This is a genomic window from Candidatus Planktophila dulcis (assembly GCF_002288225.1).
In the GTDB taxonomy this organism is placed as follows: Bacteria; Actinomycetota; Actinomycetes; order Nanopelagicales; family Nanopelagicaceae; genus Planktophila; species Planktophila dulcis.
Map to the genome: position 1 here is coordinate 642,678 of NZ_CP016777.1, position 11,669 is coordinate 654,346.

The following is an 11,669-nucleotide window of genomic DNA, read 5'->3' on the forward strand; positions in this document are numbered from 1 at the left end:
AATGTCGAATATCCCAGCAGATCTTCACTACACAAAAGAGCACGAGTGGGTAGCTCCTACCTCAACGCCACTTCGTATTCGCATGGGAATTACTGATTACGCACAAGGCGCACTGGGCGACATCGTCTATGTGCAGATGCCAAAGATGGGTGAAACAGTCGTTGCAGATAAAGTCTGTGGCGAAGTTGAATCCACAAAGAGCGTCTCAGAAATCTTTGCACCTGTTACTGGAACTGTGGTGGGAATCAATGATGCGTTGGTCAACGCACCAGAGTTGATCAACTCAGATCCCTATGGCGCAGGTTGGCTTGTTGAGATTGAGGTCCCATCTGAACCGACTGGATTGCTCTCAGCTGCGGAATATGGCGCAATTACAGCCTAAATCCCGGCTTGATTTATCTTTTCTAACTCTCTAGTGTCACCCTTAAGTTGACGTCCAAAGTCGAGGGCAGTTCTAAGTGTGAAGGAGAGTCTCATGGCAGCAGTTGATGCAGATCGCGAACTCACCAGCACCCTCCACCTCGGCCTTCGATCAGTAGTCGGCAATTCCCCAGCCGATCTCGTGGATGAACTCATCTCCCAAGCCTCATCTGAAGAGCGCAACGTTATTGAAGGCGTGCTCGCAGGTGATGGCAACTCTGCAATGGTGATCATCCATCGCGGAGCTCAAAAGGGAGCGCGTTTTCTCGTCTCATCTGATGGCGTTGCCATCGGGCGCGCAACGGATAGTTCGATCTTTCTCGATGATGTCACTGTTTCTCGCAAACATGCATCGATTGAAAAGGTGGGAAAGCGTTTTACTTTCAAAGATTTAGGCAGTTTGAATGGTTCTTACGTCAACAATGCATCCGTTACTGAGAAGGTTCTGATCTCAGGGGATGCAATACAAATTGGAAAATTCCATCTGCTCTTTATAGGCAGCACACTCACGGGGGAGAATTAAGTTGAGCGTTCCAGCACGGGCATATTTAAGTATCGGAGAAGTTCTGACCAAATTGCGTGGAGACTTCGCAGATATCACGATCTCTAAAATTCGCTTCCTTGAATCAGAAGGACTTATCGAACCTCAGCGCACACCTTCGGGATATCGCAAATTCACAACAACAGATTTAGATCGACTTCGCTATGTGCTCCTTGCTCAGCGCGATCAGTACTTGCCACTGAAGGTCATTAAGGAGAACCTTGATGCACTCGATCGTGGACTGCAGCCTGCAGCTCAAGGGGGAGTGCCATCACCTCGTCCCACACTGGGTCTTGCAACTATCGATGGAGAGTTCGCTCCTGCCGCCTTTGCCGAGCAGTCAGAGATGCGTCTATCTCGTGAAGAGCTATTGAAGGCTTCAAACCTTGAAGATGGGCAACTTGTTGAACTTGAGTCTTATGGACTTATTACTATTCGCGGTCGCCACTATGACGGTGATGCACTCGCTGTTGCTAAGGCAGTTGCGGAGATGGCAGGTTTTGGAATTGAACCTCGCCACTTGCGTTCCTTTAAGTCTGCTGCCGATCGTGAGATCGGTTTGATTGAACAAGTGATTACGCCGTTTACGCGACAGAAGAGCAGTGAAGCAAAGGCTCGCGCCGAGGAAGTGCAGAAAGAGATTGCCTCCCTTTCTGTGCGCCTTCATGCAGCTCTTGTTCGCGGCGGATTACACCGTCCTCGTTAACTGAATCCCTAGGTATTTATCCGTGTTGGTCCAAGTAGAGGTAGTCGGCGTTCGCATTGAGATGCCCTCCAACCAACCGATTGTTCTTCTCAAAGAAATTGAAGGCACGCGCTTTCTTCCCATCTGGGTCGGAGCAGTGGAGGCGACATCGATTGCCTTTGCTCAACAGGGTCTAGAAGCCCAACGCCCTCTGACCCATGATCTGATTCGCGATCTCTTGGAGCGAGTAGACATAACTTTGACGAGTGTCCACATCACCTCCATCAAAGATGGGGTCTTCTACGCAGACCTTCTTCTTCGAAATGGAGAGGGAGCTATTGAGCCGCTCTCAGTGCGGCCATCAGATGCGATCGCTGTTGCCCTTCGCACTAAGAGCAACATCATGGTCAGCAGTGAACTCCTTGATGAGGTCGGTATCGATATCCCAGAGCAGATTGCCAACGATGTTTCGGCTGCGGGGGACCAGGAGTTAGAGGCCTTTCGCGAGTTTCTCGATGGGATCAACCCAGAGGATTTTGCTGGATAGAGCGTAAAAGTCTGAACCTCAAGTAGAGGTTAGGTTCGTGTCGCTCTCTCATTTCTAACCTTTCTGGGCGTAGCCTTTACCCAACCCCACTACGTGAAAGCGAGCCCCCTCTCGTGACAGATCAAGAATTTGAAATTGGATATCGCGGCGCTACTGCATGCTCCGCGGCCGGAATTTCTTATCGTCAATTAGATTATTGGGCACGTACTGGTTTAGTTGAGCCTTCGATTCGCACAGCAACAGGTTCAGGAAGTGCGCGCCTCTACGGTTTCCGCGACATTCTGGTTCTCAAGATTGTTAAGCGCCTTCTCGATGCTGGTGTTTCACTTCAAAATATTCGCACAGCTGTTAATCATCTTCGTAGTCGCGGTGTGACTGAACTCGAGCGCATCACTTTGATGAGCGATGGCGCATCTATCTATGAGTGCGCAAGCCCTGATGAAATCATCGACCTTCTCGCAGGTGGCCAAGGAGTCTTCGGCATTGCAGTCGGTAAGGTCTGGCATGAAGTTGAGGGCTCACTTGCCACGTTGCAAGGTGAAGTTAACGGTGAGGCTGTCGGTGGGGAAAATAACGATGAACTCTCTCTACGTCGAAAGGCGAAAGGCGCTTAACCCTTCTATATTTCTCTCCTAGCGTGCGCTCAATGCGCAATGGGCAGGGGAGTAGTTCGTTGAGTAACTATCAAGACTTCGAAGATCGCCATATAGGTCCATCGGCATCCGATGAAGCGCAGATGCTCGGCGTCTTGGGTTACTCCGATATCAAGAAGTTTATTGCAGATGTAGTTCCTGAAAATATCCATATTGCAAAGCAACTCAAAGATGTACTCGATGGCCCGAAGAGTGAAGTAGATGTGATTGCTGAACTTCGCCAGATTGCATCCCAGAATCAAGTATTTACATCTTTGATCGGTAATGGCTACTACGGAACAATTACGCCTCCGGTTATCAAGCGCAATGTTTTAGAAAATCCTGCCTGGTATACCGCATACACACCATATCAACCTGAAATTTCACAAGGTCGCCTTGAAGCGCTTTTTGCATTCCAAACAGTGATCTGCGATATGACCGCACTCGCTCTCTCTAACGCATCAATGCTTGATGAAGGGACTGCGGCAGCGGAAGCAATGACACTTGCGCGTCGCAGCTCAAAGGTTGCAGATGATGCAGTCTTCCTGATTGATAAGGGTGTTCACGCACAAACCAAGGCAGTCGTTGCTACGCGTGCAAAGCCGCTTGGAATCACTGTTCTAGAAGTTGATTCACTATCGATTCCATCAGGCACTTCCTACTTCGGTCTGCTAGTTCAATACCCTGACACAACGGGTGCGATTGTTGACTATTCAAAAGTTGCAGAGGCAGCACATGATGCTGGCGCACTCGTAATCGCTGCTACTGATCTTCTTGCGCTGACACTTCTCAAAGCACCAGGGGAGTGGGGCGCAGACATTGCTGTGGGATCAGCGCAACGCTTCGGTGTTCCCATGGGATTTGGTGGACCACACGCTGGCTTCATGGCAGTGCGTACAGGGCTTGAGCGCTCTCTTCCGGGTCGTCTTGTTGGACAGAGCGTTGATGCTCATGGGAATCCAGCATTTCGTTTAGCACTACAAACTCGTGAGCAACATATTCGACGCGATAAGGCGACAAGCAACATCTGCACAGCGCAAGTTCTCCTTGCCAATATGAGTGCCTTCTATGCGATGTGGCACGGGCCAGCAGGACTTACTCGAATCGCAGAGCGAATTCATAACTATGCTGCGCAGTTGGCGTCCGTTGTCGACACCGAGAATAAGAGCTACTTCGACACCCTCACCATCAAGGTTGCAGATGCTTCAGCAATTCACGCAAAGGCGAAGACTCTCAAGATTAATTTGGGTGTTGTGGATGCGAATCATGTTCGAATCTCCTTCGATGAAACAATTACCGATTCGATCTTTGCTTCAATTACTTCGATCTTTGGCGTCAAGGTTTCACCTGCGCAGGGGAGTGGCATCGCAACAGCTATCAAGCGCACCTCGTCATTCTTGCAACACCCAGTCTTTAATACCTACTTCTCAGAAACCTCTATGTTGCGATACCTGCGCACATTGGCAGATCGCGATCTCGCACTCGATCGCACAATGATTCCTCTCGGCTCCTGCACCATGAAACTCAATGCAACCACTGAGATGGAAGCTGTGACATGGCCAGAGTTTGCATCCCTTCACCCCTTTGCACCTGCCGAGCAGACGCAGGGTTCACGCCTTCTCATCGATCAACTCTCCAAGTGGCTCGTTGAAATCACTGGTTATGACGCAGTCTCACTACAACCTAATGCCGGAAGCCAAGGCGAATTCGCAGGGCTTCTTGCAATCAGGAATTATCACGATTCGCGCGGTGATGCATCGCGCAATATCTGTCTTATTCCATCGAGTGCTCACGGCACCAATGCAGCAAGTGCTGTGATGGCTGGAATGAAGGTTGTTGTCATCGAATGTGATGAAGCTGGAAACGTAAGCCTTGATGATCTCAAAGCAAAGATTGCAGATCACGGCAACACTCTTGCCGCCTTGATGGTCACTTACCCATCAACTCACGGCGTATTTGAATCAGCGATTTCCGAGATTTGTGCACTTGTCCATGATGCAGGTGGCCAGGTCTATGTTGATGGTGCAAATCTCAACGCTCTTGTTGGCACAGCTCAACCTGGAAAATTTGGCGCAGATGTTTCGCACCTCAATTTGCATAAGACATTCTGCATTCCTCACGGTGGTGGGGGACCGGGTGTTGGTCCGGTGATCGCAAAGGCGCACTTGGCACCATTCCTGCCGAACCATCCACTCGATGCTCTCGCAGGACCTGCAACTGGACCTGGTCCAATATCAGCAGCCCCATTTGGTTCAGCAAGTATCTTGCCGATTTCATGGGCATATATTCGCTTGATGGGGGGAGAGGGCCTCACTCACGCAACAGAGGTTGCAATTCTCAATGCTAATTACATGGCCTACCGCCTTAAGGATTCCTACCCAATTCTTTATACAGGTAATAAGGGTCTTGTTGCTCACGAATGTATCCTCGATGTTCGTGAGATCACCAAGGAATCTGGTGTCACAGTTGATGACATTGCAAAGAGATTGATGGACTTTGGATTCCACGCACCAACAATGTCTTTCCCGGTTGCTGGAACTTTGATGATTGAACCTACTGAGTCTGAAGATATTCTTGAGATGAATCGCTTCATCGATGCGATGATTGCAATTCGCTACGAGATCTCCGAAATCACCGATGGCAAGATTGCGGTTGAGGATTCAGCTCTTCGCCATGCACCTCACACCATTGGCACGATCGCATCGAGCACATGGGAGAGAAGTTACCCACGTGAGCGCGCAGCCTTCCCAGCGACCCTCACAGGCCTTATTCCAGGTGAATTAATCGGTATGAAGGGTAAGTATTGGCCGACTACAGGGCGTATTGATGGCGCATACGGGGATAGGAACCTCGTCTGTTCTTGTCCACCGGTGGAGGCCTTCGCATAGATTGATTGTAGTTACTTTACATAATGTAACTTATCGGCGTTAGGCCGTAAGCGTCGACCAAATCCCCACAGGGTCGTCTGCCACAGCGCCTCAATAACAATTGCTCTGCTCATCTTTGAAACTCCATTAATGCGCTCGACAAAGGTGATCGGAACTTCCACCATTGTGGCACCAGCAAGCTCTGATGCCATTGCCATTTCAATTTGAAAACAATAACCGGTCGCAGTCATCTGACTGAGATTTAGTTTTTCCAGTAATTGGGAGCTATAAACCCTAAATCCACCAGTTAAGTCATTGAGTGGAATTCCGAGTGCAATGCGTGCATATTTGGTGCCAGATTTGGATAGTAATTGTCTACTTTTTGGCCAATTCACTACCGATCCACCAGGCATCCAGCGAGTTCCTAGTGTTATTGAGACAGGTGCATCTGTTGCATCCAGCATGAAAGGAAGATCTGCAACGCGATGGGAACCATCTGCATCCATCGTGACGACCTTTGAATACTTCTTCATAGGCAGAACATGGGCAAAACCTGCACGATATGCGGCGCCAAGACCTGCTTTTGCGGGACGACGCAAGACGCTGACCCAAGTCAGATTCATGGAGTCGACAATATCTGCAGTTTTATCGGGTGAATTATCATCAAGGACTACAACATCAAAATCTCGTGAGTTATGTAAAGTCGATAATGAGTTCAACAATTCAACAATAGCAACCGATTCGTTATAGGTAGGGATAAGAATTACTGGTTTCATCACAATCCCCTCCTACCAACCTAACGCTGATATTAATCTATCAACGCTTGCCCCTAGGCCATATTCATCCTTCATCTGGTATATATGCGATAAGTCATCGGGCTTCTTTGGCATGGCAATATCCATCTGCGGGATCGCGACATCATTGGCGCACTGCACCAGAGTGGGTGCAATCTTGAGATAGTCCGCTCCATCGATGATTTTCTTAGCAAGGGATTTCGTGAGAGCTTCGTGCTCGCTCTTAGCTCCAGCTAAAGCTTCATCCACCGTAGCGAAATGATTAGCGATTAAAGCAGCCCCCTTCTCACCAATTCCCCGCACTCCTGGCAGTCCATCGGATGGATCACCGCGGAACATGGCAAAGAGGGCATACCTATCCCCCGGGATTCCATACTTTTCAGAGACCCATTTGATATCAACTAAATCATGTTGGGAAACTCCGCGAGCAAGATAAACGACCTTCACATCGCGCTTATCATCAACAAGTTGGAAGAGGTCCCTATCCCCCGTCACAACGCGGATTGGCCCCTTCTCCTTCACTGCAAAAGTTGCCATCACATCATCGGCTTCATAGTCATCAACACCGAGCATAGGAATACCAAATGCATCGAGGAGATCAAGCAGAACGGGGATCTGCGGAGTCAGAGTCTCTGGCTCTTCCTCTTCATCGCTCTCATCTTCAAGACGATTAGCTTTGTAAGCCGGGAAGATATCCACACGCCAACTTGGGCGCCAATCACCTTCGATGCAAGCAACAATTCTGTTGGGTGAATACATTCCAATAAGGCGCGCTGTCATATCGAGATATCCGCGTATTGCATTCACCGGCATCCCTGTAGGTGAGAGAAGCGTGTCAGGCATACCGTAGTAAGCGCGATACCAGAGAGATGCGCTATCTAAAAGCATCAGTGTCATAGATCGCCCAACATATATGAGATTACGCCTCTATCCAAGCGTTTTATCCCATCGCGACAAGCAGGTCGTAGCTCTTCAGCTGCTCCACCTATTTGAGTGAGCAAGTCTATGAGTTGCTTAATGCTTCGTACGAAATCTCCCACAGTCATATCAGTTCCTTTAAGAACGCTACTTAAGGAGTGACCGTTTGCCCATCGATATGCTGCGTAACAGAATCCGAAATCTGGTTCGCGTTGTGTCTTTACATCAAATTGATTCTCAATAGCTTCCAATTCAATCCAGATCTTTGAGACAGCAACGAGTGCGTTTGCCACATTGTCATTCGGCATCTTGGGTGCATAAGCTTCAGTACTTCGACCCTGATAAATCATTGCTGAGGCCACCGATAAGAGCTCTGGTGGTGTTAGTGAGTCGAAGACTCCGCGTCGAATAGATTCTGTGAGCAAGAGATCGGATTCTGCGAAAATCTTGGCAAGGATTTTGCCCTGTTCAAGTGGCTTCTCCCCCTCGATATATCCAAGGTGTGTGAGAACGTCACAGATGCGGTCAAAAGTCTTGGCAATAACGTGAGTGCGGTTCTCAACCCGATCACGTAAACCATCAGATTCACGATTGAGTCGATCGGCCTTCTCAGCAAAACGGGCGTGAGTTTCACGATCATTACATGCATGGCATGAATGTTGGCGAAGAGCTCGGCGCATTCCATCGAGTTCGTTCTCAAGTTTGACTCTTTGACGTTGGTCTATCCCGCGTCGACCATCTCGCTTACTGAGTAATCTCTCCATCTCCTTAATATCTCTTCGCATGCGCGAGTAATCGCTGAAATCTCCCAGGTGACATTGCGCCGAATCCGTAAGTTCTGCGGCAGCTGAATTGTTCTTCTTTATCTGCCTTACTAGGCCGACAACTGCCCTATCTGCTTGGAATTGAGCGAAGGAAGATTCAAGGCTTCCGTGTGCTCTCTCTCGCCCAAAACGAGCAATGAGATTGATTGACATGTTGTACGTCGGAGTAAATGAGGAACGAAGTGGATAGGTTCGAGTCGATGCAAGGCCAGCTGCAGTTGCTGAATCCACTGTGGGCGACCATTGCACGACAGCATTGCCTTCAATATCGATGCCGCGACGGCCAGCACGGCCAGTGAGTTGTGTGTACTCCCCCGGAGTGATTGAGACGTGAGCCTCACCATTCCATTTGGTAAGTTTTTCAAGAACTACTGTGCGCGCTGGCATATTGATTCCAAGTGCCAACGTTTCTGTGGCAAAGACGGCCTTCACAAGTCCCCGTTTGAAAAGATCTTCGACTGCGCCTTTAAAGCTAGGTAATAGACCTGCATGGTGAGCGGCCACTCCCCGTTCGAGAGCAATGAGCCAGTCACGATAACCAAGAACTTCTAGATCCTCTTCGGCAAGATTCTGTGTGTATTTTGCAGCAGTTGCCGCAATCTCAACTCGCTCTTCGGTTGTCGTGAGCTTTAGCCCTGCAGCCAAGCACTGCTTCACAGCTGCATCGCATCCAGCGCGAGAGAAGATAAAGGTGATCGCAGGAAGGAGATTCTCCCGTTGCAACTTCTCAATAATGTCCGGCCGTGTCAGCCTGTTATCGCTCTCACCGAATCTTTCACGTCGATGTCGTGGGGTACGAACTTGTCGAAGCGCTTCGCGCTCAAGTCCCAAGATTTCAGGGTTGATGCGCCCTTGCTCGCGGAAGAGGTCAACAAGTCGATCACCGATGAGAACATGCTGATATAACGGAATAGGTCGCACTTCAGAAACAATTACTTCTGTCGAGCCTCTGACTTCTCCTAGCCAATCTCCGAATTCTTCAGCATTGGAAACGGTGGCTGAAAGTGAGATGACTTGAACACTCTCCATGAGGTGGATTAGAACTTCTTCCCACACCGCACCTCGCGACTTATCAGCAAGGTAATGGACCTCATCCATGACTACAGAACCTAAGTTCTTCAGTGTGCTGGAGTTCGCATACAACATATTGCGAAGAACCTCGGTAGTCATGACCAAGATATCTGCTTCTGAGTTGATATTGGTATCGCCCGTTAAGAGCCCCACCCGATCTTCGCCAAAACGCTCTACAAACTCTTGGAACTTCTGATTTGATAACGCCTTAATTGGAGTTGTATAGAAACACTTCTTGCCTTGGGCGAGTGCGCTAAAGGCCGCGAATTCGCCAACGACAGTCTTTCCTGCACCCGTAGGAGCTGCGACAAGGACCCCTTTGCCATCTTCAACGGCTTGGCAGGCAATAATCTGGAATTCATCAAAACCGAAATCAAATTGCTCTATGAATTCGATCGTGAGTGGATGTTGGCCGCGCACCTTGGCGGCAGCAAATCGTTCTGCAGGAGTTGTCATAGCGCCCACGTAAGCCCGGCGTCGCGAACACACTCAGCAGATATCGGGGCAGGACCAATGCGTTCACCATCGGCATAGGCAATTGCATTGGCAACCAGAGTTAAACGCTTGGTGCGCAAGATCTTGACCTGAGGATGTGTGATGTGAGAGCCCGAATAGACCTTGGGAAATACTTTTAGGAATTCAATCTTTGAGACAGGTTCAAGAATCATCACATCGAATAGACCGTCATGCATTTGAGCCTGAGGACATACATACATCCCTCCCCCATAGGAACGGCCATTGCCAACTGCTATGAGCATCGCCTTTGTTGTGAATGAGTGCGTGTCGACGGTAATTTCATATTCAAGCGGCTTGAATTTAGGAAGTTCCATAGCAATAGCGACGTTATATCGTTGAGGACCTTTTGGCCACGATAACGAATTCGCTCTCTCATTGACCACAGAATCAAAGCCAGTGGATAAGATGGCAGCGAACCATTCGGAATCAACGTTTCCAAGATCTATGGGTGCAGCAGCAGTCGTCGTCACGCGATCAAGATGGCTTTCAATGTCATCAAGGGACCAACCTAATGTGCGGACAATGTCATTGCCTGTGCCTGCGGGCATTGCCGCAAATGGAATATGTCGGGGAACAGCCACTTGCAAAATCAAATGAGCTAATCCATCGCCGCCAACGCTTATGATTCCTTCGCATGGTCCTGAATCAAGAAATTGCTCCAGGGAAGTTCTTAGCTCATGGGCGCTATGACCAGAGAAGACCTGATAATTGAGATTGCGCGCTGCGAAGAATGAAACAACCTTCTCCCCAACTGCAATACCTCTTCCGTGACCGGCGGTCGGATTGATTGCTATCGCCCACATGGGACGACCCTATCGGCTATTCGGTAATTGGGCCTGGTGCAGCAATCTTGGTACTACCAGTTTCTGTGCTTTCAATTTTTCTATCGCGCTTTCTATCTACGAGCAGAGCGATTCCGCCTGCCATAAAGTAGAAGAGGATTAATGGCGCAGACAGAAGAGCCATACTCAATGGATCCCCAGTTGGTGATAGAGCTGCGACTGCAAAAAAGATGGAGAATACCCACGCACGCCATGGCTTGAGGATGGTGCGCCCTCTCAGGAATCCAATCAAATTAAAGGTGAGAAGAAATATAGGAAGTTCAAAGGCGAGTCCTACGAACAGAATTATTCGAAGAACGAAATCTAGGTAATCATCGATGCGCACCAAGTTGCTCACCGCATTTGGAGTGAAGCCAAAGAGAGCATCTATAGCAATGGGAAGAATCAGGTAACCGAGGGTTGCTCCCATAACAAAGAACGGAGTCGCAGCTGCAACGAAGAGAATGCTGTTGCGTTTCTCCTTTCTATGAAGTGCAGGAGCGATGAAGGCCCAAAGTTGGTAGAGCCAAAATGGTGCCGAGACAATGACTGCAGTCATCAGAGCAACCTTGATTTGTAGATCTAGTGGACCCAAAACACCGCTGATATAGAGAGCGCCACAACTGGCAGCTCCTGAAGCTTGAGCTGCACGAAGGTCACATACTGGTTTGGCTAGAGTGACGAGGATCGAATTGTAAAAAAACCAACCTCCACAACCAGCCACGACAATTGCAATCGCTGAACTCAGAACTCGTTTCCGAAGTTCCCGCAGGTGGTCGATGAGCGGCATCTGCCCTTGTGGTGTAGATGCCATCAGATTACTTCTCTTTTTTGCCGTCTTCTTCAATAACAGAATCGTCAGCCTTCATCTCTTTCATCTCACTCTTGAAGATTCGCATTGAACGACCGAGAGAACGAGCAGAATCAGGAAGACGCTTTGCGCCGAAAAGGACCAGAACAACAATAAGCAGAATGACGATTTCTCTTGGACCTAGATTCATACTGTGAACTCCTTAACGTAAGATTTGACCTT

11 protein-coding genes and 1 pseudogene are annotated in these 11,669 nt (G+C 49.0%); 6 read left to right on the forward strand and 6 right to left on the reverse strand.

From position 1 onward, the window contains the following. Window position 1 precedes the first annotated feature (1 nt). The 6 genes from gcvH (at window position 2) to gcvP (ending at window position 5,713) form a co-directional block, all read left to right on the forward strand. Window positions 2-382 (forward strand): glycine cleavage system protein GcvH, encoded by a 381-nt coding sequence (gene gcvH, locus A1sIIA65_RS03250; protein ID WP_095676152.1) that lies wholly within the window; start codon window positions 2-4, stop codon window positions 380-382. Between the two features lie 93 nt (window positions 383-475). Continuing rightward, a complete protein-coding gene (locus tag A1sIIA65_RS03255) occupies window positions 476-943 on the forward strand; it encodes an FHA domain-containing protein (RefSeq protein WP_095676153.1) in 468 nt (155 codons plus the stop codon). Window position 944: 1 nt separating this feature from the next. Further along, a complete protein-coding gene (gene ftsR, locus A1sIIA65_RS03260; RefSeq protein ID WP_095676154.1) occupies window positions 945-1,667 on the forward strand; it encodes a transcriptional regulator FtsR in 723 nt (240 codons plus the stop codon). Window positions 1,668-1,692: 25 nt separating this feature from the next. Further along, window positions 1,693-2,193, forward strand: a complete 501-nt coding sequence (locus A1sIIA65_RS03265; protein WP_095676840.1) for a bifunctional nuclease family protein — start codon at window positions 1,693-1,695, stop codon at window positions 2,191-2,193. A 113-nt stretch (window positions 2,194-2,306) separates the two neighbouring features. After that, window positions 2,307-2,807 carry a MerR family transcriptional regulator gene (locus tag A1sIIA65_RS03270; RefSeq protein WP_095676155.1) on the forward strand — a complete coding sequence of 167 codons (501 nt, stop codon included), beginning with the start codon at window positions 2,307-2,309 and terminating at the stop codon, window positions 2,805-2,807. A 32-nt stretch (window positions 2,808-2,839) separates the two neighbouring features. Next, window positions 2,840-5,713, forward strand: a complete 2,874-nt coding sequence (gene gcvP, locus A1sIIA65_RS03275; RefSeq protein WP_190277144.1) for an aminomethyl-transferring glycine dehydrogenase — start codon at window positions 2,840-2,842, stop codon at window positions 5,711-5,713. An 11-nt stretch (window positions 5,714-5,724) separates the two neighbouring features. Here gcvP and A1sIIA65_RS03280 read toward each other — a convergent pair whose 3' ends face one another. From A1sIIA65_RS03280 to tatA, 6 genes and pseudogenes are all read right to left on the reverse strand, one after another. Then, the gene (locus A1sIIA65_RS03280) at window positions 5,725-6,468 is read right to left on the reverse strand and encodes a polyprenol monophosphomannose synthase (RefSeq protein WP_095676157.1); all 744 of its coding nucleotides are present in this window, start codon (window positions 6,466-6,468) and stop codon (window positions 5,725-5,727) included. A gap of 12 nt (window positions 6,469-6,480) precedes the next feature. Beyond that, the gene (locus A1sIIA65_RS03285) at window positions 6,481-7,383 is read right to left on the reverse strand and encodes a 5'-3' exonuclease (RefSeq protein ID WP_095676158.1); all 903 of its coding nucleotides are present in this window, start codon (window positions 7,381-7,383) and stop codon (window positions 6,481-6,483) included. Next, window positions 7,380-9,755 (reverse strand): DEAD/DEAH box helicase, encoded by a 2,376-nt coding sequence (locus A1sIIA65_RS03290; protein WP_095676159.1) that lies wholly within the window; start codon window positions 9,753-9,755, stop codon window positions 7,380-7,382. Before A1sIIA65_RS03290 ends, A1sIIA65_RS03285 begins: the two co-directional genes overlap by 4 nt. After that, a complete protein-coding gene (locus A1sIIA65_RS03295) occupies window positions 9,752-10,618 on the reverse strand; it encodes a diacylglycerol/lipid kinase family protein (RefSeq protein WP_095676160.1) in 867 nt (288 codons plus the stop codon). Before A1sIIA65_RS03295 ends, A1sIIA65_RS03290 begins: the two co-directional genes overlap by 4 nt. Before the next feature lie 16 nt (window positions 10,619-10,634). Then, on the reverse strand, window positions 10,635-11,450 hold the full coding sequence (gene tatC, locus A1sIIA65_RS03300; protein WP_095676161.1) for a twin-arginine translocase subunit TatC: 816 nt from the start codon (window positions 11,448-11,450) through the stop codon (window positions 10,635-10,637). Window positions 11,451-11,484: 34 nt separating this feature from the next. After that, a pseudogene (gene tatA / locus A1sIIA65_RS03305) lies at window positions 11,485-11,637 on the reverse strand (Sec-independent protein translocase subunit TatA); the annotation flags it as partial. Window positions 11,638-11,669: the final 32 nt, after the last annotated feature.